The organism is Fluviicola sp., from assembly GCF_039596355.1.
Lineage (GTDB): Bacteria > Bacteroidota > Bacteroidia > Flavobacteriales_D > Crocinitomicaceae > Fluviicola.
The window spans coordinates 1,082,855-1,106,983 of the sequence record NZ_JBCNJW010000001.1; the positions used below are offsets into that span (position 1 = coordinate 1,082,855).

24 protein-coding genes are annotated in these 24,129 nt (G+C 43.8%); 15 read left to right on the forward strand and 9 right to left on the reverse strand.

Features of this window, described 5'->3' with window-relative positions; translation table 11 throughout:
- Nucleotides 1-441: a twin-arginine translocase TatA/TatE family subunit gene (locus tag ABDV94_RS04560; RefSeq protein ID WP_343605150.1), complete on the reverse strand. Its 441-nt coding sequence runs from the start codon at nt 439-441 to the stop codon at nt 1-3.
- Between the two features lie 138 nt (nt 442-579).
- Between ABDV94_RS04560 and efp the strand changes: the two genes are divergently transcribed.
- From efp to ABDV94_RS04590, 6 genes are all read left to right on the forward strand, one after another.
- On the forward strand, nt 580-1,146 hold the full coding sequence (gene efp / locus ABDV94_RS04565) for an elongation factor P (protein ID WP_343605151.1): 567 nt from the start codon (nt 580-582) through the stop codon (nt 1,144-1,146).
- A gap of 142 nt (nt 1,147-1,288) precedes the next feature.
- Nucleotides 1,289-2,065, forward strand: coding sequence for an alpha/beta hydrolase (locus tag ABDV94_RS04570; RefSeq protein ID WP_343605153.1), 777 nt, complete (start codon nt 1,289-1,291; stop codon nt 2,063-2,065).
- 192 nt (nt 2,066-2,257) lie between these two features.
- Nucleotides 2,258-3,541, forward strand: a complete 1,284-nt coding sequence (speE, locus tag ABDV94_RS04575; protein ID WP_343605155.1) for a polyamine aminopropyltransferase — start codon at nt 2,258-2,260, stop codon at nt 3,539-3,541.
- The gene (locus ABDV94_RS04580) at nt 3,534-4,586 is read left to right on the forward strand and encodes an agmatinase family protein (protein WP_343605156.1); all 1,053 of its coding nucleotides are present in this window, start codon (nt 3,534-3,536) and stop codon (nt 4,584-4,586) included. Before speE ends, ABDV94_RS04580 begins: the two co-directional genes overlap by 8 nt.
- Before the next feature lie 474 nt (nt 4,587-5,060).
- A complete protein-coding gene (locus ABDV94_RS04585; protein WP_343605158.1) occupies nt 5,061-8,372 on the forward strand; it encodes a SpoIIE family protein phosphatase in 3,312 nt (1,103 codons plus the stop codon).
- Entirely contained in the window at nt 8,362-8,880 is a 519-nt protein-coding gene (locus tag ABDV94_RS04590) for a hypothetical protein (protein ID WP_343605160.1), read from the forward strand. Before ABDV94_RS04585 ends, ABDV94_RS04590 begins: the two co-directional genes overlap by 11 nt.
- A gap of 72 nt (nt 8,881-8,952) precedes the next feature.
- Here the strand turns inward: ABDV94_RS04590 and ABDV94_RS04595 are convergent, their stop codons facing one another.
- Nucleotides 8,953-9,867 carry a C40 family peptidase gene (locus ABDV94_RS04595; RefSeq protein ID WP_343605162.1) on the reverse strand — a complete coding sequence of 305 codons (915 nt, stop codon included), beginning with the start codon at nt 9,865-9,867 and terminating at the stop codon, nt 8,953-8,955.
- Between the two features lie 185 nt (nt 9,868-10,052).
- Between ABDV94_RS04595 and ABDV94_RS04600 the strand changes: the two genes are divergently transcribed.
- Both ABDV94_RS04600 and ABDV94_RS04605 read left to right on the forward strand, forming a co-directional pair.
- The gene (locus ABDV94_RS04600) at nt 10,053-11,666 is read left to right on the forward strand and encodes a S41 family peptidase (RefSeq protein WP_343605164.1); all 1,614 of its coding nucleotides are present in this window, start codon (nt 10,053-10,055) and stop codon (nt 11,664-11,666) included.
- 1 nt (nt 11,667) lies between these two features.
- Nucleotides 11,668-12,165: a DUF1573 domain-containing protein gene (locus tag ABDV94_RS04605; protein WP_343605166.1), complete on the forward strand. Its 498-nt coding sequence runs from the start codon at nt 11,668-11,670 to the stop codon at nt 12,163-12,165.
- Nucleotides 12,166-12,242: 77 nt separating this feature from the next.
- Here ABDV94_RS04605 and ABDV94_RS04610 read toward each other — a convergent pair whose 3' ends face one another.
- Nucleotides 12,243-12,710 (reverse strand): hypothetical protein, encoded by a 468-nt coding sequence (locus tag ABDV94_RS04610; RefSeq protein ID WP_343605167.1) that lies wholly within the window; start codon nt 12,708-12,710, stop codon nt 12,243-12,245.
- Nucleotides 12,711-12,926: 216 nt separating this feature from the next.
- On the opposite strand from ABDV94_RS04610, the gene ABDV94_RS04615 reads away from it, so the two are divergent.
- From ABDV94_RS04615 to ABDV94_RS04645, 7 genes are all read left to right on the forward strand, one after another.
- The gene (locus ABDV94_RS04615) at nt 12,927-13,544 is read left to right on the forward strand and encodes an L-threonylcarbamoyladenylate synthase (RefSeq protein WP_343605169.1); all 618 of its coding nucleotides are present in this window, start codon (nt 12,927-12,929) and stop codon (nt 13,542-13,544) included.
- A complete protein-coding gene (locus tag ABDV94_RS04620) occupies nt 13,541-14,119 on the forward strand; it encodes a gamma-glutamyl-gamma-aminobutyrate hydrolase family protein (protein WP_343605171.1) in 579 nt (192 codons plus the stop codon). Before ABDV94_RS04615 ends, ABDV94_RS04620 begins: the two co-directional genes overlap by 4 nt.
- Nucleotides 14,120-14,136: 17 nt before the next feature.
- Nucleotides 14,137-15,369 carry a nucleoside recognition domain-containing protein gene (locus tag ABDV94_RS04625; protein WP_343605173.1) on the forward strand — a complete coding sequence of 411 codons (1,233 nt, stop codon included), beginning with the start codon at nt 14,137-14,139 and terminating at the stop codon, nt 15,367-15,369.
- 1 nt (nt 15,370) lies between these two features.
- The gene (locus ABDV94_RS04630; protein WP_343605174.1) at nt 15,371-15,874 is read left to right on the forward strand and encodes a hypothetical protein; all 504 of its coding nucleotides are present in this window, start codon (nt 15,371-15,373) and stop codon (nt 15,872-15,874) included.
- The gene (locus ABDV94_RS04635) at nt 15,813-16,376 is read left to right on the forward strand and encodes a GNAT family N-acetyltransferase (protein ID WP_343605175.1); all 564 of its coding nucleotides are present in this window, start codon (nt 15,813-15,815) and stop codon (nt 16,374-16,376) included. Before ABDV94_RS04630 ends, ABDV94_RS04635 begins: the two co-directional genes overlap by 62 nt.
- Before the next feature lie 90 nt (nt 16,377-16,466).
- Nucleotides 16,467-18,227, forward strand: a complete 1,761-nt coding sequence (locus tag ABDV94_RS04640; RefSeq protein WP_343605177.1) for a PKD domain-containing protein — start codon at nt 16,467-16,469, stop codon at nt 18,225-18,227.
- A gap of 158 nt (nt 18,228-18,385) precedes the next feature.
- Nucleotides 18,386-18,724, forward strand: a complete 339-nt coding sequence (locus ABDV94_RS04645; RefSeq protein ID WP_343605179.1) for an MliC family protein — start codon at nt 18,386-18,388, stop codon at nt 18,722-18,724.
- Nucleotides 18,725-18,727: 3 nt separating this feature from the next.
- Here the strand turns inward: ABDV94_RS04645 and ABDV94_RS04650 are convergent, their stop codons facing one another.
- The 6 genes from ABDV94_RS04650 to ABDV94_RS04675 all read right to left on the reverse strand — a co-directional run bounded on the left by ABDV94_RS04650 (nt 18,728) and on the right by ABDV94_RS04675 (nt 23,886).
- Nucleotides 18,728-19,048, reverse strand: a complete 321-nt coding sequence (locus ABDV94_RS04650; RefSeq protein WP_343605181.1) for a hypothetical protein — start codon at nt 19,046-19,048, stop codon at nt 18,728-18,730.
- A 173-nt stretch (nt 19,049-19,221) separates the two neighbouring features.
- The gene (locus ABDV94_RS04655) at nt 19,222-19,761 is read right to left on the reverse strand and encodes a Smr/MutS family protein (protein WP_343605183.1); all 540 of its coding nucleotides are present in this window, start codon (nt 19,759-19,761) and stop codon (nt 19,222-19,224) included.
- Nucleotides 19,751-20,644 carry a site-2 protease family protein gene (locus tag ABDV94_RS04660; protein WP_343605184.1) on the reverse strand — a complete coding sequence of 298 codons (894 nt, stop codon included), beginning with the start codon at nt 20,642-20,644 and terminating at the stop codon, nt 19,751-19,753. Before ABDV94_RS04660 ends, ABDV94_RS04655 begins: the two co-directional genes overlap by 11 nt.
- Nucleotides 20,645-20,735: 91 nt before the next feature.
- The gene (locus ABDV94_RS04665; protein WP_343605186.1) at nt 20,736-21,629 is read right to left on the reverse strand and encodes a PQQ-binding-like beta-propeller repeat protein; all 894 of its coding nucleotides are present in this window, start codon (nt 21,627-21,629) and stop codon (nt 20,736-20,738) included.
- A 3-nt stretch (nt 21,630-21,632) separates the two neighbouring features.
- A complete protein-coding gene (locus tag ABDV94_RS04670; protein ID WP_343605188.1) occupies nt 21,633-22,445 on the reverse strand; it encodes a phosphosulfolactate synthase in 813 nt (270 codons plus the stop codon).
- 40 nt (nt 22,446-22,485) lie between these two features.
- Nucleotides 22,486-23,886, reverse strand: a complete 1,401-nt coding sequence (locus ABDV94_RS04675) for a tetratricopeptide repeat protein (RefSeq protein ID WP_343605190.1) — start codon at nt 23,884-23,886, stop codon at nt 22,486-22,488.
- Nucleotides 23,887-24,129: the final 243 nt, after the last annotated feature.

Consider the following 24,129-nt stretch of genomic DNA (forward strand, 5'->3'; position numbering starts at 1 on the left):
CTATGACTGAGATTCGGTCGGTTTAACGGTCTCCTGGGCAGCAGAACTCTCTTGCTGCTGATCCAAAGGAGTGGTGTCTGTTGTTGCCGTTTCGGTCGTTGTATGTGCCGGAGCTGACGGATTGGCAATTCCGAATGGTTTAGAGAATTCTGTCGGAGTTTGAATGATCTGATCCATTTTCACTGCTTCTTCGACAATCGGCTTCTCAATCACATTCAAGGTATCTTTCATGACATTCTGCAGGTTGAAATCCGTTTTGATATCGCCGGCAGATTTTTTGATTTCATTCTGTACATCTTCCGATGCCTGGCGAATCTGGTGAACCGCTTTCCCCATAGAACGGGCAATCCCCGGAATACTTTTCGATCCGAAAAAAATCAGGATAACAACTAAGATCAGAACGATCTCTGAACCTCCGACATCACTGAGAAATAAAGGCAAAAATGTCATAATGACAACAAAAGTAATCGATTTAATTGAGCATTCCTAAAGTAATCTCTTATGAAACGTTAATTTTTTAATCGTTTTTCGGATGAATTTTTGGTTATATTTGCGCCGAAAATTAATTAAGAAAAAGCTATGGCAACCACGGCAGATATTCGAAACGGACTGTGCATCAAGTTTAACGATAAAATCAGTCAAATTATTGAATTTCAACACGTAAAACCTGGAAAAGGGCCGGCTTTCGTACGTACAAAAATGCGTGTAATTGAAACAGGAAAAGTGATTGATAACACTTTCTCTGCAGGACACAAAATTGAAATCGTTCGTGTTGAAAACCGTGAATATCAATACTTATACCAGGAGGATCAGGATTTCATTTTCATGAATAATGAAACATTTGAACAAGTTCCTATTCCTGCAAAAATGATTGAAAAACCAGCTTTCCTGTTGGAAGGAATGATTTGTAACATCCTCTACGATGCAAACGAAGAAGTTCCGCTGGTAGTGGAATTGCCAATGTACGTTATTTCGGAAGTAACTTATACGGAACCAGGTGTAAAAGGTGATACGGCTACCAACTCGATGAAGCCGGCTACAATTGCCACCGGAGCAGAAGTAAAAGTTCCTTTGTTTATCGATATGGGTGAAATTATCAAAGTAGATACCAGAACAGGAGTTTACGTGGAACGCGTAAAGAACTAATTTGGAGAAACAATCATATTTCGAAGAAAACCATTAGTCAAACGGCTGGTGGTTTTTCTTTTTTAGCTACTTTTTATTCAGGTTCAACGAGTCAGCGCAGGAAGAGTTCTCGTTGCACTTTTTAAACTATTGCACTTTTCACATGGAAAAAATCATTCGCCTCGACTCAAAAGAGATCAACATTCAGTGGCTCAATCACGGAGCAATGAATGGCTCACGTCCGTTATTGGTATTTCTGCATGAAGCACTGGGAAGTATCATTCAATGGAAAACGTTTCCACAGGATTTGTGCACCTCTTTAAACCTGCCCGGATTGGTCATTGAGCGTAGTGGACATGGAAAATCTTCTGCACTAACCGGTGAACGCGACATCCGTTACCTGCACCAATATGCAGATGAAACAGCAGAAGTGCTTCGCGAAGTGTTGAGTCCGGAACAGAAAATCGTGCTGGCAGGTCATAGCGACGGCGGAAGTATCGCTTTGATTTTAGCCAGTAACCAATTGAAAAATCTTCAGGCCGTTGTCACAATGGCAGCTCATACGTTTGTGGAAGAAGAAACACTCACAGGAATCCATCCGGCAATCGAAGCATTCAAGCATGGAAAACTGAATGGGTTGTATAAAATCCACGGGGAGAAAACCGAAGCGCTTTTCTATGCCTGGGCGAATACCTGGCTTTCTCCCGGTTTCAAAGCATGGGACATCCGAAGTGAAATTCAGGACTTCAAGCAGCCGGTATTAGCAATTCAAGGAATCAATGACCAGTACGGAACGGAAGAACAAGTTCACTCAATCGTAAAAGGACACAGTAACAGATCGGGAAAAATGATCCCGGCTTGCGGGCATCATCCGCATTTAGAGAAATCTGCAGAAATGGTTGCACTGATTTCGGGGTGGATTTCGGAGCAAAACCTCTAGCGGAATAGCGGGCGTAATTCCGCAATATTACGTCCGCTGTTTAACACCCGGAATTCCAATCATTAATCCGTTCAGGATAAAGCGTTTATCACGCCAAATTTACCCCTACATTATTTTTTTACATATTTCACCTCTAAACCAGCTAAAACCAGTACCTTTGCCCCTCATTTTTAACTAATTTTTGAATAGCTGATGAGTAATGCATTGGGGAACCATATTCTTGTTGAGTTTATGGGGTGCGATCCGCACATTATGAATGATGTATCTTCAATCGAGCGCGACATGGTAGACGCGGCCTTGAAAGCAGGTGCAACTGTGATTAATTCTACATTCCACCATTTCTCTCCATACGGAGTTTCTGGTGTAGTGGTAATTCAGGAAAGCCATTTGGCAATTCATACATGGCCGGAATACGGTTATGCTGCCGTAGACTTGTTTACATGCGGTGAAATGGATGCCTGGATTTCGTTCGATTACCTGAAAGAATGTTTTGGTGCAAAGAATTATTCCGCTTTGGAAATGAAGCGCGGAGCTGTTCAGTTGTTGACCAGAAATGACTTCGACATCTCTTCCATGCGCCAAAAAGCAGGAGAATGGACGAATCCTGAAATGTATACCCGCAACGTATGGTTTACAGATAAGGATGACAACCAGGCATTGTCCCTGCGCTACACAGGAGAAGTATTCTACGATGTACAATCTCCGTTCCAGCGCGTACGCATCCTGGAATCTCCGAAATACGGAAAATTACTGACATTGGACGACATGTTCATGACAACAGAAAAAGATGAATTCCATTACCACGAAATGATCTCCCACCCGGCCATGTTTACGCATGGAAATGCAAAAAACATCCTGGTAATCGGAGGTGGAGACGGTGGAACCGTTCGTGAATTCCTGCGCCACGAAGGTGTAGAGAAAGTAACAATGGTAGAAATCGACGGAGAAGTAATCAAAGCATGTAAAGAACACTTACCTTCTATCGCCGCATCTTTCGACGATCCGAAACTGAACCTGATCGTTGGAGACGGAATTGCATTTGCAAAAGAAGCAGCAGACGAAGCATACGATTTAGTCATTATTGATGGTTCCGATCCGGTTGGCCCGGCAGAAGGATTGTTCTCCGTTGAATTTTACAGAAACTGTCACCGCATCCTGAAACCGGGCGGAATCCTGGTTGCTCAGGGAGAATCTCCAAAATTCAACGAACAGGCATTTACAGAATTGAACATCACCCTGCAACATATCTTCGGAAAAGAAAATGCACCGGTTTCACTGTTCTACGTTCCAACATACCCAACAGGAATGTGGAGTTTCCAGTACGGATTGAAAGGATCAGCTCAACCGAAAGCAATTTCAAACGAAACGCAAATCGAAGCATTCGTCACTGCAAAAGGATTGAAATACTATAACTCCGATATCCACAAAGCAAGTTTCGCGTTGCCGAACTTCGTGAAAACGTTGATTAATGGATAATTCGAAGACATTTGACCCGAACGGCGTCGGAATTGCAAACGGGAACATTTTCGGTTTCCCGGTAAGCGAAGAACACGCAGAAATCGTCATTATTCCTGTTCCCTGGGACGCTACGGCTTCTTACGGTAAAGGAACCAGCGACGGGCCGAAAGCCATCCTGGATGCCAGCACGCAGTTGGATTTTTACCATCCGCAGTTACCGGAAGCCTGGAATACACAAGTTTTCATGACGCCGATTTCGGACGAAATGAAACACATCAACGACCAGTTGTGTATCGATACGGTTCAGTACATTGCATTTTTGGAAGAAGGCGGAGAATTGGAATCCGGTTCCGATTTTCACCAGGTACTGGAGAAGGTCAACGCCATGTCCGACCATTTGCGCAAGAACCTGAAAGAACGTGCTTCAAAATTGCTGGCTGAAAACAAAATCGTAGCTGTTTTGGGTGGTGAGCACAGTACACCGCTGGGTTTAATGGAAGCTTTAAATGAAACCGGACAATCTTTTGGAATTCTTCAGGTTGATGCACACGCAGACTTGCGAGAAGCCTATGAAGGATTTGAACAGTCTCACGCAAGCATCATGTACAACGTACTGAAATCCTGCAACAACCTGCAAAAACTGGTTCAGGTAGGAATTCGCGATATCGCACATTCGGAAGTACAGCTTTCCGATTCAGATCCGAGAGTAAAAACATTCTACGACTGGGATTTGAAGCGCGGACAGTTTGAAGGACAAACCTGGAAAGAACAGGTTAGCATGATCCTGAACGAGCTACCGGAAAGAGTGTACATCTCATTTGATATCGACGGACTGAATCCGGCACTCTGCCCGAATACCGGAACACCGGTTGTTGGCGGATTCGACCTGGAACAAATCAATTACCTGTTCTTCCAGCTGGTAGAATCAGGACGAAAGATCATCGGGTTCGACCTGAACGAAGTTGCTCCGGGGAAAGAAGGCGACTGGGATGCCAATGTTGGTGCCAGAGCTTTGTGGAACCTGGTTTGTGCAACGGAAAAAAGCAGAAAAATCAATTACTGATATTCACACTTTTGAGTGTGTCGAACACCTGGAGAATCTTTTTTCTTCAGGTGTTTTTTTATTTAGGTGTTCAAGGATGTTTTAGCCACTAATTACACAGATTATTTGTAGCATTCGCCACTTAAGCGAGACCAGCCTGTCCCGACTCTTCGGGAGTAGGCGAACTATGAATCTGTGCCACTTGTCCCGACAAGATATTCGACGGGATTTGCGGGAAAAATGAAGAGCCCTGCCAGCAGCTACTGAAAGGATGAAATCCCTGGCATATTTTGAGCGCTAACCTTACTCCGTTTACCCACTCCATTTTCATCCCAAACCTCATTTCCGAAGATCTTCTCCGGGATTTCAGGTTTCAGGCATCCGCTCCCTCCTACTTTTTATCCTTTAAACCCGGATAAGCACGAAATTTCGAATCTTCGAAACTTTCGTACCAAACATTTATTCATATATTCGTGTCCTATAACAACAAAGTCCATGTTGAAAAACAAACTGGTATTAGTCATAATCCTTTTCACGGTTCTTTTCGCGGGAATATCCTCCGCTCAGAACATCACATTACAGGGAAGGATTAATACCAAACATTTTTCCATCAATGACTACGGGAGCGCCGGACAAATCTGGACCGGACTTCAGGCTGCAAACGGAAACGTACTCTTCGGAAATCGCCAGGATATCCTCTCTTTTAACGGAATCGAATGGTCGAAAATCAAGACTGATACGGAGAAAACCGAAAAATCCATCCAGGACGGTTGCTCCGAAACCTATGTTTCAAAACTCTATCTCGCATCAGACGACCGTGTATATGTAGGACGTGAAAACAACTTCGGTTACCTCGATTATTCCCGGAAAGGAGAATTGGTCTATTTCCCGGTTTTTTACGGCGGACTCAAAAACGATATCGGGCAGGTTTGGAACATCTTCGAACTCGGAGACAATTCCATCCTGTTTGTGGCAGAAAAAGGGCTCTACATCTTCAAAAACGGTAAAACCGTCCGGTTGGAAGTCCCGCCAGCTTTTCAGGACCTGGAGTGCAAAACTTCCTGCCGGATTCTGAACGGATTCCTGCTCACCTACCAATCGAAAGCAGAATTCAAATCGCGGAAAGAAAATTACCTGTATTACGACATCGTCAATGCCAAACTGAAAGAACTGCATTTACCGCAATCGGTACACATCAAAAACATCCGTGGTAGTTTCCAGATCGACAATACCTGGTACATCGTTGATGCGAAAAGCAAGATCTTCAGCGTTAAAAACTCCGCTGGAGCGCAGCAATGGGATTCTGTTCCCGGAAAGCACTTTCCCTGCCTGAGTAAATACTTTGTCAACGGAGTGGTGAAATCCGGCAACTACCTGCTTGTCAGTACTGAAAACAACGGATTGGTTATCGGGGACATCCATGGGAAGATTATCCGCGAATACAACCTGGATGATGATCTGGCGAACCTAACGATCAATCAATCCTTTTTCGACTCGAATTTCAACATCTGGCTGTGTCTCGGAAACGGAATTCAATTTATTGAAACGGGTTCCCCCCTTTCCTTCTTCCACAAAAACGAAGGAGTCAACTCACAGGTCGAAACCATCGATTTTAACTCGGGAATTCCCCTGATCGGGACACACAACGGAATCATTTCGCCGCAAAACTCCGATGCAGGAAATAAAATGCTCCCTTTCGGAACACTCAACGAGATCATTTTCGACATCGAAACTATCAGGACTTCCAAAGGAAACCGGTCCATGGTGATCGGGTATAACGGCGTTTACGACCTCAATACCCAAACCCGGAAAGAAACTTCGGCATCCTATCAATACGCGATTTCGTTTGAGAAAGACCCAAGAGATCCCAACTCGATTTTCCTGACGCTGGAAGGCGGGCTTGCCAAACTGACACTGCTCCCGAATGGCAAATGGGAATACGAAGAATTGGTTGGAGATGCCGGCGGAGAAACCGTCAGTCTTGCTTATTTCCGCGACAAAATCTTTTTAAGTATCCGCTCCAAAGGAATCGGGATTTATGACGTGAAAACAAAGAAATTTGATATCGTTACGGTTCCAAGCCTCAGTAAGGAAGACCAGAACAATAATTTCTACGTTGAAGAGTTCAGAGGGCAGATTTTTGTCGGAACAGCGAACGGCATGTTTGTCTTCAACGATGCGTTGGATAAAATCATTCCTTTTGAACCGGCTGCCATCTTCAAAACAAAAAATTACAAAAATACCATTCACCGGATTATCAATGTAGGCGACGATCAGCTTTGGGTGGTGGTTTACCAGGATAAAAAAGACAGTAAGTTTGAAAACATCTTCGGATGGTTTGAGAAAAAAGGGAATCGCTGGGAATGGATTTCCTGGCCATTAGCCGGATTGAAGAATGCAGGTCTGGTCTTCGCCGTGGAAAAAAATCCCTTTACCAATGAAGTCTGGATCGGTGCCAACGACGGTTTGTTTGTATTGAACCTGGATGCCATCCGCAAAAACAAGAATGCATTCAAAGTTCAGGTTGATCGTTTTGAAGTGAACGGAAAAATCTTTCTCTACGACGTTTCAAAAAGTAAGAAAATTGAAGGATTGGATTATGCGCAGAATTCCTTCAAACTGATCTTCCATGCGAACTCTTTCTCCAGTATAGGCCCTACTTTTTTCAGTTATAAACTGGAAGGATTCAGCGATCAGTGGTCACAATGGTCTCCGCTCAATTTCGCCAACTTTGAAAAAATTCCGGAAGGTACATACACGTTTAAAGTCAAGGCAAAATCTGCATATGGTATTGAAAGTGAAGTTCTCACCTACGAAATCGTTGTCTTTCCTCCATGGTACAGAACCATTTGGGCTTACATTATCTACGTAATCCTGTTGATCTTCCTGATCTATTTCGTGGTACAGTTATCTACACAACGTGTGAAGCGGCAAAACCTCAAACTGGAGGAAACCGTTCAGGAACGAACCAAAGAAATTGCCGAGCAAAACCACCAGCTGGAAATGCAGAAGGAAGAGATTACGGCAAAAACAATGGATATTCTTGACAGTATTCATTATGCGAAACGCATTCAGTCAACGATTCTTCCCACAACCTTGCGCTTGAACGAATTATTCCGGCAGCATTTTGTATTCTATCGTCCGAAAGACATTGTTTCCGGAGATTTCTACTGGGCACGTGAGGTTCAGGGAAAAATGATCTTCTCAGCAGTCGATTGTACCGGTCATGGAGTTCCGGGAGCCCTGGTGAGTATTGTCGGTAATAATGGCCTTTTGCGTGCAATCAACGAATTCAAACTGACAGAACCGAATGAGATTCTGAACAAACTGAGAGAAATCGTACTCAACGCTTTCCAGGCAGAAGAAGGTCAGCAGGATGTAAAAGACGGAATGGACATCGCGCTCTGTTCGATCGATCCGCAAACGGGAATCCTGAAATTCTCCGGGGCAAACAACGAATGTGTCATTATCCGGAAGGGGGAGGTTTTCGAGTTGAAACCAAACAAACAACCGATCGGTCAATTTATCGATGCCAAACCGTTCACTCAGCAGGAATTCCAGTTGGAAGACGGTGACTGTGTGTATCTGTACACAGACGGTTACGTAGATCAATTCGGAGGCGAACGCATGAAGAAATTCAAATCGCGCCCGTTTAAGAACCTGCTTTCAACCATTTACCACCTGGATATGGAAGCTCAATACAAAGAGATTCAACGAACTTTTGATGACTGGAAACACGACCTGGATCAGGTGGACGACGTCTGTGTGTTTGCGGTCAAATACTTAAAATCACCGCATGAAAGCTAAATGGCCTGCGTTACTTGCCTGGGCGTTTCTGGCGCTCCTCATCCTCCTGTATTTGGGCTGGAGCGAATTTTCCTGGAAACTGACCAAGGTACTTCCTTACTTTATCAGTTGTGTTTTCCTCTTTTTCCAGTTTCTGACCGTCAGCCGGATCAGCTCCCGCACATTCAAGATCATCAATACCGGCCTGCTGATTGCACAAATCGCATTCCTGGTATCTTTCCTTTCGTCATTGGTGGAAATCAAAAGCATCTGGAAATTGAACATGCTTTTCCTGCTCGCTGCAACACACGTTTACCTATTGGATTTGAACAACCGGTTCATTCAAAGACGTTTGTTCTCCAAATGGCTCTTACTCCTCTTGTTGGTGATCAGCCTCATAGCTTTCCTGTTCATCGACAAATCTCCTTACCTGATGAGTGTTGGTTTCACCAGCGCCATGATTTCCGGGCTGATTGTTTTAATGAATATCTTTTTGTACAACCCGAAGAAAGAGAGACGGGTTCATTGATTTTCCACCTTCCTTAATCCCTCCTCAAGGAGGGAAATCAATCAACTCCTCCCTCGGGAGGGTGGCAGAGCCTTAATTCCCTTTCACATACGTCCCGATCGCATACAGACGCTTCAGCCAGTATTCCGATTCCTCGATATTCGTAATGATTACTCCTTTACTGGAACTTGCGTGAATCATTGTTAAAGGCTCGCCTTTGGCTGAAACAATAATCCCGACATGAGAAATTCCCGAACCGTTGTTGAAGAACACCAAATCCCCCTTTTGAGCATTTTTCTGCTTCACTTTCACAGAAGAAGTATACTGATCTTCGGCTCTGCGGCTGAGGGTTACCTTGAACTCTTTCATCACATACGAAGTAAATCCGCTGCAATCAAAACCATTCGCATCTACGCCGGCCCATTTGTACGGCACACCGATGTACTTCTTCGCATATTTGATGATTTCTTCCCGTTCTTTCGACGTAGCGGCCGTTTCTTTGATCTCCGGAGCATCTACAACAGGCGGTTGGATTTCTCCCGGAACATCCAAATCCGGAATGCGGTCAAACAACCCGAACAGAATCTGCTGAATTTCGTCGTATTTATCGCGTTCGCCGGCTGCTTTATAATTCAGGGCTTTTTGAACCAGGTCTCTTTTCAACTGGGAAACATGGTTCAAATGTGTATTGAACACCTTGATTCCATCCGGAGAAGCAATCACCATACTGAACAATTCGCGGGCTTCCTGCAAGGCTTTCGGATGAAAATGCCCCCAGACTCCCTGGTCAGCCAGCTGAAACAAAGCCAAACTTTTGTAAAACTCCGGTTTGAAGGAATAATCGTAATCCGGCTGATCCAATAAACGGTTTGCATGACGCAATACCATCTTGTAATGCCCCTGATCATACAAAATTTCCAGCTTGTCCAAAGCTTTGACCTGCCCCGACGATGTAAGCGAAATAAAACTTACAACCACCGCCAATAAACCATTTCTTACCTGCTTCATAACTGATGTATACGTCTTAAAATTACAAAAAGAGGTTCTTGGAACACGGAATAAAAGACCAACATCGGATTGTTCGTAACTATGAATTCAAATTATCTTTTTTTAACAGCAAAACGCAACTTCGAATGTACCTGACAAGTCGTTTGAACGTTTTATACGTATATTAGTATTCTCAAGAAAATTGTATGAAACAGTATCCCATTTTGCTGGTTCTAGGACTAAGCCTTCATTCGTTTGTGTCCTCAGCCCAAAAAGTTCCGGCCGAACCTAAATCCCCAACCAACGGACAACGTCTGGATGAAATTTTCATGTATGTAGATAAATTGTACGTCGACCCGGTCGATGACAAAAAACTCATGGACGCGGCAATCGTCGGAATGCTCGAAAAGCTCGATCCGCATACCGTATATATTCCGAAAGAAGAAGTAGAAGCTGCCAATGTAGCAATTGACGGAAGTTTTGTAGGAATCGGCGTTCGTTTCCAGATTTTGAAAGACACCCTGATGGTGGTTGAAACCATTGCCGGAGGTCCTTCTGAAAAACTGGGAATCCGTGCAGGAGATAAAATTGTGACAATCGACGGGGTAAACGTTGCCGGAGTGGGTCTGAAAAACAACCAGGTACGTGAAAAACTGCTGGGAGAAGCAGGAACAAAAGTAAAGGTTGATATCCTGAGAAAAACACAAAAGAAACCCATCAACTATGTCATTACACGGGATAAAGTTCCTGTAAACTCGGTAGATTGTGCCTACATGGTGAGTCCGAAAATCGGTTACCTGAAACTGACGTCTTTCTCCCGCAGTTCGTATGAGGAGATCAAAAAAGGCATTGAAAAACTCAAAAGCCAGGGCATGGAAAGCCTAATCCTCGACCTGCAGGGAAATGGCGGTGGTTTGCTTTACGCTGCGCAGCAAATTGCAGATGAATTCCTGTCGGACAACAAACTGATCGTTTACTCCGAAGGACGCGCTCAACCGCGCCAGGACTTGAACGCAGGAAGAAAAGGTTCCTGGGAACAGGGAAAAATGGTGGTTCTGGTTGACGACAATTCCGCTTCCGCTTCTGAAATCTTATCCGGAGCAATCCAGGATTGGGACAGAGGATTGGTTGTGGGACGAAGAAGCTACGGAAAAGGATTGGTACAACGTCCTATCGACTTGTCTGACGGTTCTCAGATGCGTTTGACCATTGCACGTTACTTTACTCCTTCCGGTCGTTTCATTCAACGGCCTTACGACGACATCAGCGAATACAAAAATGAGTACATGAGACGGTTCATGCACGGAGAGTTTACACATATCGACAGTATCAAACTGCCGGATTCACTGAAATTCGAAACACGTGTTACTAAAAGACCGGTTTACGGCGGAGGTGGGATCATGCCGGATTTCTTCGTTCCGATCGACACATCCGAAATCACCGATTTGTATCGAAAAACAGTGCAGAACGGTTCTTTCAACGGATTCCCGCTGACATACGTAGACAAAAACCGCGACGAACTGAATAAGAAATATGAAACCGTAGATCAGTTCGTGGCCAATTTCACCGTCGACAAAAAACTCATGGACGAATTCTTTGCTTACAACAAAAAGGAAAACAAAGATTTTGAATTCAACGAGGAACAATACAAGATCAGTAAAAACCTGATGGAACTGCGTTTAAAGGCAACCATTGCCAACGACCTGTTCGGGATCGAAGCATTTTACAAGATCTACAACCAAAAGAATGAAATTTTACAGAAAGCAATTCAATTGCTGGAATCACACGAATACGACAAACAAAAACTCGCATTGAACTAATATGAAAAAGAAAAGTTTCTTCATTGCCCTTTTATTGATTGGCGGAACCATGAGCGCTTGTTCGGATAACGCTTCAAAAACAGATCCTGAAGACGGACTGAAGCTGGAAGTTGCCGACGATCCGGAAACGATCAAAGCAAACGAACAAGCCTTAAAAGAATTGAAAGAACAGCAGCGCATCGAAGCCGAATCGGTTACCACGATGAAAATCGACAAAGAGATGCACGATTTCGGAAAAGTAACGGAAGGTGTAGAAAATCACTGTACGTTCGTGGTTACGAATACCGGAACAAAACCACTGGTTCTTTCGGATGTGAAAGCAAGCTGTGGGTGTACTACTCCAAGCAAACCGGAAGGCCCGATTGCTCCCGGAAAATCCGATAAAATTGAAGTCGGATTCAAACCGAACGGAAAAGGAGTCAGTGAAAAAACGATTACTGTTACTGCCAATACGGAACCGCGTATTACAACGCTGAAAGTAAAAGCAGACGTGCAATAATCATTGAGAATTGAAAAGTTAAAATGGAAAATTGAAAAGTGGGCTGAGCGGAGTCGAAGCCCCTTTTCAATTTTAACTTATATCAGTCCGCTGAGCGATGCCGATTTCTTCGCATAGGCCTCCAAAGCCGTTTTCGTCGCTTCCTTCAGCTTACTATACCCGGTAATAATTGCCGTAGCATCCTCGCTGATATTTCCATTGTATTTCAACTGTTTCGGAGCGTTTTCCTGGATTAGCAAACGTAAAAAGCGGTATTCCACATTCCCGTCATTCGATTTAATCTCCGATTCAAGCATTTTTTTACCGGTGTTAAACAATTCCATTTTGTCTTTTGCCGTTTTCTGAAACTGTGCTGCTTTCATCTGCAAAGCTCCTTTAAATGCCTTCACTTCCGAAGATTCTTTTGCATTCTGCAAACCATCCAGTTGTTTTTGTACCAGCTCTTTCGAATCACTAGCCAAAGCCGTGTAAATGGATTTCCGATCCAGCTGTGCATGCACACGAAGCCCTAAAAAACAGATTGTTACTAAGATAAACGCTTTCATTTAAAAAATTTTTGCAAAGATACTTACTTAATGCAAAATTCAAAAAATTTAAAAGGCACACTCCCAATCTCCCATTTCACATTTTGACTTTTAACTTTTGACTTTTAACTTTTGAATTTTGAATTCTCATTACAAACCTCGTTCCAATCTCAAATCCCACGCCCTGTTTCGAAATCCACGAATTTTGATTAAATTTATAAAAGCAAAACTCACAACATGTTTATAGAAATCAATCCGGACAATATTGACAATCGTTTGGTTCAACAAGTCGTTGACGAACTCAAAAAAGGCGGCATCATCATTTTTCCGACCGATACGGTTTACGCTGTAGGATGTGATGTCATGAACAAAAAAGCGCTGGCCGAACTGGCAAAATGGAAAGATGTAAAACTTTCAAAAGCGAATTTTTCCATTATCTGTTCAGACCTGAGCCAGGTTTCCGAATATGTCAAACAACTCGACCGCAATATCTTCCGCCTCTTGAAGCAATCGCTTCCCGGACCTTTCACGTTTATCCTGGACGCAACCAACGAAGTTTCCAAGTTATTTGATGTCAGCAAGAAAGAGATCGGGATTCGGATTCCGGACAACAAAATTGTTCAAACAGTAGTGGAGCGATTGGGAAATCCGATGGCGGTCACTTCCCTGCACGATTCCGAAGATGAGATTATGGATTACTTCGTGGATCCTGCAGCTATTTATGAACGCTATGACGATGAAGTTTCCGTCATTATTGACGGCGGCCCGGGGAATCTCGAAGCTTCCACCATTGTGGATTGTACTTCCGGAGCACCGGAAATCATTCGTCAGGGAATCGGACAAATTGAGTTATGATTGTCGTTATCGATTGCGGAAGTTCCAAAACGCCCCTGATCGAATCCATTGTATATGAATACATGGACACCCGGGTCGTTCCTCTTTTCGAATTTCAACGCGAAGCACATTCCGACGCACTCGGATTCATCATTTCCGGGGCACCGATTTTGATCACGGAGGTCGACACCGAACCGTATCTCAAGCAGTTCGAATGGATCAAAACCGAAGAAAAACCGGTTCTCGGGATCTGCTTCGGACACCAGATGCTTGGGCTCACTTTCGGAGCACTTTCCAACCGTCAGCGGGAAGACCGCGACTGGCAAACCGTGGAAATAATCGCCGATTGCCCGCTTTTTAATAAACTTCCTTCCGAAATTGAACTCATGGAAGATCATTGTGAAGCAGTCAGCATCCCGAAAGATTTCATTCACACAGCCGTTTCAGATGCCACCGTAAATGAAGCCATGATGCACCGCGAAAAGCCGTTCTACGGCGTTCAGTTTCACCCGGAAGTGTCCGGAAATCACGGTGCTGTCATTCTTGAAAACTTTGTTCATATTTGCGAACAATACGAACGATCTCAGAGCAATTAAATCCCGATTTTTGATCTATGGTATTGAATAGAGTTTGGATCGGAATGTTTGTCATTGCCATCCTGATGGGATTTTCAAAATTCATTTTCTGGCAAGACACCTGGATTTTGAAACACATGATGGACGGTCTTTTTGAGACGGCCAAATCTGCATTTGAATTGGCAATCGGGATGACCGGAATTCTCTGCCTTTGGATGGGCTTAATGAAAATCGGTGAAGACAGCGGTGCTGTGAATGTGATGTCGCGGCTGGTGAATCCGCTTTTTTCCAAATTGTTCCCGGAAGTTCCGAAAAATCACCCTGCGATGGGAAGCATCATGCTGAATTTTTCGGCCAACATGCTCGGACTCGACAACGCAGCTACACCTGCCGGTTTAAGAGCCATGCAGCAGCTCCAGGACATCAACCCGGAAAAGGATAAGGCGTCCAACGCCCAGATCATGTTTTTGGTACTCAACGCTTCCGGTTTAACGATCATCCCTGTTTCGATCATTGCAGCCAGAGCAAGTGCCGGTTCTCACAACCCTACTTCTGTCTTCATCCCGATCCTGTTAACGACTTATTTCGCTACACTTGGAGGGCTGCTGTTCGTGGCAATCCGTCAGAAAATCAATTTATTGAATGCTACTATCCTCGGATATATCGGTGGGTTAACTGCATTGATCGTGCTGCTTCTGTGGTATTTGAATGCCCATCCTGAACAGGTCAATTTCCTTTCGCGGATTTTGAGCAACACCATCATGTTCGGGTTCATTACTTTCTTCATCATCATGGCCATCAAAAGCCGGATTGCAGCGTTCGAATCGTTTGTGGAAGGTGCAAAAGGCGGCTTTCAGGTGGCTTTGAACATTCTTCCGTTCCTGGTAGCGATGTTGTGTGCGATCAGCTTATTCAAATCATGCGGTGCGCTAACCGACCTGATGAACAATTTGAAATGGCTGGTAATTGAATTGGGAGTAAAATCTACCGAATTCATTGATGCGCTTCCCGTGATGCTGATGAAGCCGTTCTCCGGTTCCGGAGCCCGGGGATTGATGGTCGAAAACATGCAGCAATTTGGTGCAGATTCTTTTGTGAGCAACTTGTCTGCTACTTTCCAGGGAAGTACCGAAACTACCTTCTACGTCTTATCCGTTTATTTTGGTTCTGTCGGGATAAAAAAGACCCGATATGCTGCAACTGCGGGATTATTTTGCGATCTTGTAGGAGCAATTGCGGCAGTTTTGATTGCCTATTTATTCTTTGCTTGATATGAACTGGTTTAAACGTGTATTCGGAAAAGAGCCTTTGGAGGAAAAACGGAAAAAGGCCGAGGTGAAGAAAGCAAATATTGCGTTTGCGGAATTCAATTACCCGACCAAAATCATTTTGGCCTGGATCAAAGCCCTGGAAGGACACCAGGAACTCGAAAAATTCCTTTACGAAAACGGATACGAAGAAATCTTCTTTCTGAATCAGGCTATTTTACTCAAACAGGAAGCCCGCGACTGGCTCATGAAAAACGGGTATCCGCACCTGATGGCTTTTATCAATGCAGCAGAAGGAAATGAAAGCGCACAGCACTGGCTCCAGGTTCACGGATTTGAATTTCTGTATCACGCAGCAATGGCCATCGACGACGAGGAATCCGGTTTTAAATGGCTGAACCAAAACACCGACGAATTTGTATTCGGTCTGATCAAAACAATCAAGCATGTCAAAGACAAGATTGAATTCAATCACAACGACATGTATTCCTTCGGAAAAGATTTGTAACAACATGGTAACTTTACGCTTAGCAACAGTCGCTGATATCGCATTAATCCAGGAGATTTCAGAAAAGACCTGGCCCGTTTCCTACAAGGGGATTATCACCCCGGAACAGATTCGTTACATGCTCGACCGGATGTACAGCACCTCCAATATAGAGCAGGCAATCCTGGATTCGAACCAGGCGTTCTGGCTGGCAGAAAAAGACGGTCAGGCAGTTGGTTTCTGCGGAATCGAGCATCATCATCCGGAAGCTCATTTTACGCGGATTCACAAACTATACGTTCTTCCCGATACACACGGTATGGGAATCGGAAAACGCTTGTTGGAACAAGTCGAAAAACAAGCTCTTTTTCATGCAGATACGCATCTTCACCTGAATGTGAACAAAAATAACAAGGCCGTGGATTTTTACCGCAGGCACGGATTTTCCATTGCGTCTGAAGAAGTGTTGGATATCGGAAACGGGTTTGTGATGGATGATTTCATCATGACGAAAGCACTTTGACACTGAAAATCAGGTGGTTTAACCAGTTCTCCGGCTCCTTTCGTTTTGCCTGGAAATACTTTTTGTGTATCTTGTGTAAAATTTGTGCCTATGAAATACCTGACTGGTATCCTTCTTGCCTCATTTTTTTGTGTTTTAACGAATCAACTGAAAGCACAATCAAGTTACCGGGTGCTGTTTCTCGGCAACAGCTATACCAGTGTAAATAATTTACCGGCAATCGTACATGATGTTGCCTTGTCTGCTGGTGATACCATTATTTTTGACAGCTATTCTCCGGGTGGATATCAACTATTGGATCATACCCTTGACCCAACCAGTCAAAGTAAAATAATGTCCGGATCCTGGGATTATGTGGTGATTCAGGGACAAAGCCAGGAACCCATAACCCAATACAATCAGTTTAATAATGGAGGTCTCACCTTGTATAATCAGATAAAACAGTACAACTCCTGCGCCGTGACCGTGCCCTTTATGACCTGGGGAAGAAAAAACGGAGATCCATCCAATTGTGCCGCATTTTCAGCAATGTGTACTTATCAGGGAATGGATAGTACCATCAAAGAATGCTATTTAGACCTTACATCTTCTATTAACGGAGAAGTATGCCCGGTTTCGGTAGTCTGGAATTACCTCCGACAAAACTATCCGATGATTGAATTGTACCAGGCAGACGAGAGCCATCCATCAGTTGAAGGATCTTATGCTGCTGCATGCTGCTTTTATACCGCGCTCTTTAAAAAAGACCCTACTTTGATTAGTTTTGACTTCGGGTTAAATGCAACGCGGGCTGCTATCATAAGAAACGCCGTAAAAACACAAGTCTTTGATCATCTTCAAATTTGGGATTTCAAGAAACCACCTTTCTCTAAGTTGCTGTATCAAATCGGTACAAGCACTACCAATGAAGTTCTTTTCAAAGCGGTCAGCAATGGTGTCCGGCAAGTGTATTTTTGGGATTTTGGAGATGGCGCTACCTCTTCCTTAACCAATCCGGCACACGCTTATTCATCTGATGGAACCTATACTGTTTCTTTAACAACCACAACCTGTGACTTACAGGGCATTCATACCAGCTTTTCAGATACCGTCATTCAATTTTGCAGTCATACACCAACAATTTACACCACTAACCCGTGGTTGTGTCATTACGATACGCTCCGGACACAGGTTGCAGATTCTTACCAGTGGTTTATGAACAATACTCCCTTACCTGAGACCAATCAATACCTAGACAATTACTCCCGTTACGGAGCTTCGGGGTTTTCTGTTATCACCACCATCAACGGTTGTTCTGAATTATCTGTTCCCTATACGGTATCAGCAGAATGGTCCGGTTATTACTTTGATGCTATGGGCGATCCGTGTACGGGAGATACTGTAATATTTGCGGTATTGCATACGAACAGTTTTTTATCCGGCACAGAAAACATCCTGTGGTATCGAAATAATGCACTGTTACCAATGATGACGAATGAAGACACCTTATTGATCACTACATCCGGAACCTATTTTTGTAAAGTCAGTAACCCAAACGCGATTTGTCCTTCCGATACAACGACCTCTTTCATACTTGAATTTAATTGTGGTACGGCAGATGCTGCCTATCAAAAGCCGGAACCTTCCTGGTCTGTATCTCCCAATCCGGCATCAGAGACAATTACCTTAACTTTTTCTGACTTTCCTGAGGAAGAATCTATCCTTATTTACAGTGCAATTGGTCGTTTGGAGCGATCGGCAGCTATCTCAGCAAAGACGATGGACATCCCTATTCATGATTTGCCCGGTGGAATTTATTACATCCGTCTGAAGTATCACCCACAAGCTACATACAAATTTATCAAACAGTAAAACTCCGATTGAATGTAAATCCGGGTCATGCAACAACGTTGATCTCCGTCTGAATGAAAAAATCATGATGCCCGCTTCCCGGAACATTGCTTCAATGAAATTGATGCTGTTTTTTGGGCCGGAAAGTACTTTTATGTACTTTTAATAAAATTGTCTGTATGAAAAAGCTGGGGATTATTTTACTAACCGCGGGTGCGCTGGGTTCCTGTATGGGTGGCGGTAGCACGATCAAAAAGAATCGCAACATGCAATTCGACTGCGAAAATGAATTCAAGGTAACTTTCAGCGAACGTGTTGTCATTGCTTCGGGCGATAGCACGACCAGTGTGAAAGTGTCTGTGAAAAGTCCGGAGCTGAACGGGGAATACGACATGCAACAGGTTCGTGCGGCAAGCGGTGTGAAGTACGCAACAAAGGATGGAAAATACTACTTCTGGGAACACCAGGGCGAATTTACTTTCGGAACAGAAGATTCTATTTACTCTGTCTGTAAATAAGTGTTATTTCCTTCTGGTAAAGATTCTTAATAACCCAAAAGACAAAAACGAAGTCAGCAGGAATAACAGGTCAAAATAATACTGGAACGGAGCAAAAATAATGGCTGCCGGTAATAAGGGATTGCTTGTTTTTAACCCTAACCCCATCACCAACTCCATTCCCAGCATCAGAAAAGCGCTATATGAAAGCAAAGTCAGAACCAGGAAGAAAAAATAATTGGCCTTTCGACCTTTCCGGATTCTTCTTATCCAACCAGCAAACGCGATGAACGGAAGAAATGCCCAGGAAACAGCTAATGATACCGATACCGCTTCGAATGCCACTAATTTATTGCGGAGCTTAAAATATGCGTTTAAGAACCCGACGAACTGAGAAAAACCGAACAATCCACCCACTAGAAAAAGAATGCACAAAACAACAGACAGAATAAGCGTTTTATTCCTTCTGTTCTTTTCTTCAATGGAGAAATTAAGCTGATCGAACGGTTCTTCGGACATCACCAGTTCGGGTGAAATTCTACAGCTGTAGCGCCTTTCCCATATTCAAGGAAATCGGCATCGTATACTTCAATTTGATCTTGTTGTGATAAATAGGTACGGATTTCATTTTTCAACACTCCCTCACCTACGCCATGAATGACGATCAGTTTGTGAACCGATTGATTTTTGGCTTTTTTGAATGTTGCCCGGAATTCTGCCATCTGCTTCATCAAAATCTCCGTATTGGACATTCCCTGCGTAGATTCCAGGATTTCTTCGATATGCAGGTCGATTTCCCAAATAGTACGCGGTTTTTTAGCTCCGGTGCGCTCTTCGATAACCCGGAAGGTCGTTTCCGGTTCTACATCTTCTTTGGAAATGGTTATTTCATCATCCACATACTTCTCAGAATGGATGTATACCAACTCATTCAAGGGAAACCAGCGGTCAAAACCCGAATCATCCGAAACAAGTGCCCGGTTCGGTTCGAGCTTTAAAATAACACCGTCTCCCTTTTCATATAAAAACGACACTTTTTGTCCGATCTTAAACTGCATAGATTTTATTAAAAAAATCCTGACTCCACATCAGGTAAATCGGGCCAAAAATAGCCAAAATCCAGGCAATAAGTACTGAAATCTTCATCAGAAGTGTTACATCCTGTTCCATCGGAGGCTCCAGCATGTTTTTCACTTCATTCGCCACAACGGTTTTCGTGTCTTCCCCTTCCATGTTTTCGACAAATCGTCTCAGCCCCGGAGTGTGTTCCAACACGTGGTTCTTCACGAAATGATACGAACGGTCCGAAAGGTTATCATAAGTCGAATTGAAGTTCACCTCGTCTTCCTTCAGCCCTTTGTGAATGAGGTAGCGGCGGTGCAGGCTTCTGACCTGGAATCCCATCAGGAACCCGAAGATCATAATAATGTACCAATCCAGGAAATATCCCACTCCTATCAGTACCAGGGATGAAATGAATGAAAAAACAACCTGGAATAATTCGATTCGCTCGAAAAACAAGATGCTCAGCATACGACCGCCATCCAGCGGAAGCAATGGAAGCAGATTCAGAATATTGACCGCAAAAAGCAACAATGCTGTTTCAACCATCCAAGACACCTGGTAATTCAATCCGAGCAACCAAAGCGCAATTCCGATAATAATTCCGGGAAATGGTCCTGCCATCACCACCATCAGGCTTTGTCTTTGCCTGTACGATTCCTTGTGTCCGTGCACAAATGCTCCCATCAGCGGAACAAAAAGCATCCGCACGTTTTCGTATTTGTACAGTTTCATAAACAGGTAGTGTCCACCTTCGTGGATCACCAATACCGCGATCAATTCAATAAGGAACAAAAACTGATTGTCAAAAAACAGCAAAAAGCTCAATGCGAAAAGCAAAAGCGAAAAAACCGTCACAGCAATATGACCTTGCCGCATCGGTTCCTTTTCCAAAAAAGGTTTTGGCGGATATAGTGAATTTAAGTCGTTGTCCATAATAACACTAATGTACAAAATTCCTTTTTCAGAATCAATTATCAGACCAAGAAATCGGTGATTCTTTTTGCCACACGATCAGCTTCTTATCGTCGCCATAACTGGCAAAGGTTTGCTGGTCAATCAGAACCACTCCGTTTACCGAACGGTTGTGTCCGCCTTCTTTCAATTCAATGCGTTGTTCCACTTTTGAAAAGTCTGAATTCCACACCTTCATTGTTTTATCAAGGGAAGCGGTGACGAATTGATTTCCGACAGCAATCAGCTTGTAAATGGCCTGGTAATGTGCCGGAATCCGTTTCAAAATCTCGTAATCCGGGCTATTGATCACAATATGGGCATCTCTCCCGGCTGTGATAATGCGGCTGGCAGTTTCGTCGACATACAGGGCATTACTTCCCAACTCATTGGGTTCCCAGGATGCAATTTCGTTCCAGGTATCGCAGGAAAACACCAGTACACCGATCAACTGCGTGCTGACGAAGCAGCGGCTGTCCTTCCTGACAATTGTGCGAATCTTTCCCGCAGCCAGAGGCAGGTGCAAAATCCGTTTTCCCGATTTTGGGTCGAGAACCAGTAAATTTCCTTCGGAGTCACCGGCAATGAGCCAGTTCTGATCGGTATCCATTAGCAGGGAAAACCACGCATTTCCGAAGAAATTGTGTTCCCATAAGATGTTTTTCTGCTGTGTATCGATTGCAAGCAGCGTTCCGTCCGTACACCCGATAAAGCAGCAATCCTGCTTTGCTTCGATGACATAAGCTGCATGTTCCAGCTTAACAGTGAACGAAGAATCTTGCAGAGAAGCCGCAAGATCCCAACGCGTGACATATTTATCTCCGGACGAACTGTATAAAAAACGACCATCCCAGGAAGCCGCGTAAATCGGGCCGGCATGTCCGTTCAATACTACTTTCGACCGAAACATATCTTATTCTTCTTCCGGCTCGTCTGAATCTACCTGCTTCAGGCGCAGGGCGTAATCTTCCGGCAAGAAATCAAAGAAGGTATCCCCTCTCAGTCCCAAACGAAGGCATTCCAATGGAATTACTTCATTCGGAGCAATGTTTCCGAGGTTTACGTTTGCTCCGAAGAGTTTAACAAACCAAACCTGCTGATTTTTCTGCGGAGCTTCCCACAGGATATCTTCCGGTTTTACTTTCGCAATGATTTTATTGATCAACATAGTATGTGCTGTTCCGTTCGGACGGAATACACCTACGTTTCCGGCTTCACGTCCTTCAGCGATCACTTTCCAGGATCCTGCTTCGAGTTCGGAACTCATCATTTTAATCCATCTTCCCGGACTAATCAGAATCCCAGAATCTTTTGAACCTACTTCAGAAAGTACCGTTCTGGTCTTAGACAAACGCTGGATCAACTCCAGTTTCTCATCGTGGTTCAAAATGATTGAACCGTCAGAAATTTCAGCCAAATCCAGGTCGTATTTATCGAGCAGACGTAAGTAATCTTCAAAACGTCCGCGGGCATAAAATGCTTCGAAAAGCGTTCCTCCAAAATAAGGTCTTAATCCTGCCGAACGATATACCTTGAGTTTTTCTTCCAGATTGTTTGTGACGAATGCTGTTCCGAAACCAAACTTGACGATGTCTGTCAAATGACCGCTTGCCTGAATGAAATTCTCTGCTTCATTCAAACTCAAGCCTTTGTCCATCATCATGGTGATCCCGTTTTTCCGTGGTTGTTTGGTGCGTTCCGGAATATAAGGTAAACTAAAATTCATTTTTGGTAAAATTGGTAATTGAAAAATGCCAACTAAACTCCTACGAGCGAGTCAAATTTACGAATTCTTGGACATCCTCCAATTCCGGATAGCGAATAAAAACATCTTTTGTTTTTTCAGGATCCTTATTAAAAGACTCAAGCAACACAATCTTAGCGCCTTCCATATTTCCTGCCGCCCAATTCATATAAATGATCGGCAAGACGGAAAAGAAGAATTGATGCTTCAGAATATAGTTTTCTACAAAGGTTCTTGCGTCTCCTACCCGGTGTTCCAACATATAGTCGACATAATCGAAAAAGCAGTCTTCATTTCCCGGTTCCAATGTCAAACACGCCAGGTATGCTTCTTCGGCTTCTTCCAGCAGTCCGGCATTTTCCAGCGCCCCGGCATACACATGATAATAGCCGTCCATATTGGGTTCCAGTTCGAGCGCTCTTTCGATATAGTGCAGGCTTTCTTTGGGTTTTCCTTCCAAATCTTTGACAATTCCCAGTCCCAGCCAGGCTTCTCCCAGATTGGGAGCGAGTGAAAGTGCTTTCTGGTAAAAATCCCAGGCAACACCCAGGTTGTTCAGCTGTTCGTTCGCTTCGCCCAGGTAACAATAAGTCAATGGATCGTCTCCGTCTATTTCAATACATAATTCAAAAGACTCAATTGATTCGCGGTACTGCTCCAAGGTCAACTGTGCATTTCCCATATTGAAATATGCCGGGGAAAAACGATCGTTGATCGCTACACAGTATTCATAAGCTGTGATTGCATCCTGGAATTTTTCTTCTTTGGAGTAGGTATTCCCGAGGTTATACCACGCCGTAAACGAATAGGGATTATCGTCCAGGAAACGTCTATATGTTTGAATTGCGCGGGCATTATTCCCTAACTGATCGAAACAGAAGGCAAGTTCATACAATGCACCTTCGTTTTTCGGATTAGCCTTCATCGCTTCTTCCAACACTTCTACAGCAGCCTTGAAATCTTTCAGCTGTTCCAGTTCGGTTGCCAAATCGAGGTAAATCTCATCTTTTTCTTCCGTATCCGCCAATTCCAGCGCGCGACGGAAGAATGCAGCCGCTCTTTTGCTGTCGCGCAACTGACTGAAAATCGTTGCTTTCGTCAAAAACAACTCCATCGATTCGGAATCAATTTTCTCCGCTGCATCCAGTAATTCAAGCGCTTCCTTCAATTTTCCCAAACCGGATAAGGCCTGGGCTCTGCGAATCTGAAACAGGCTGTTGAACGGATACTGCTGTGCTCCGATCTCTGCGGCCAATTCACCTTTGGAATAGTTCCCGTTCATCAAATAATGATCGATGATCGCTTCCAAACGGTCACTGTCAAAAAAACCGACTGAATTGCTCTCCAACTGCGCCTCAAAGCGCGCCAGATCATCATTCAGGTGGTTTTCAAAATTATCACTATCGTCTTCCCAGTCAAACATGTGCTATATTGAGTTTCTATAAAATTAACCAAAATTGAAGGAGGGTTCGAAAGAATTAGGAAAGTTTATGAACAGGTTATTAATAATTACGAATGCCAAATGCTTCATTACGAATGGATATATGCCTGGTTATTAAAACGTAAAAGAAGTGGTCGTATTGTGGTTTTGGTGTGTTAAAATACAGTCCGTTCCCGCTACGCTTCGACTCTCGATAACTATTGAAGCGAACTGGCAAATTCACTG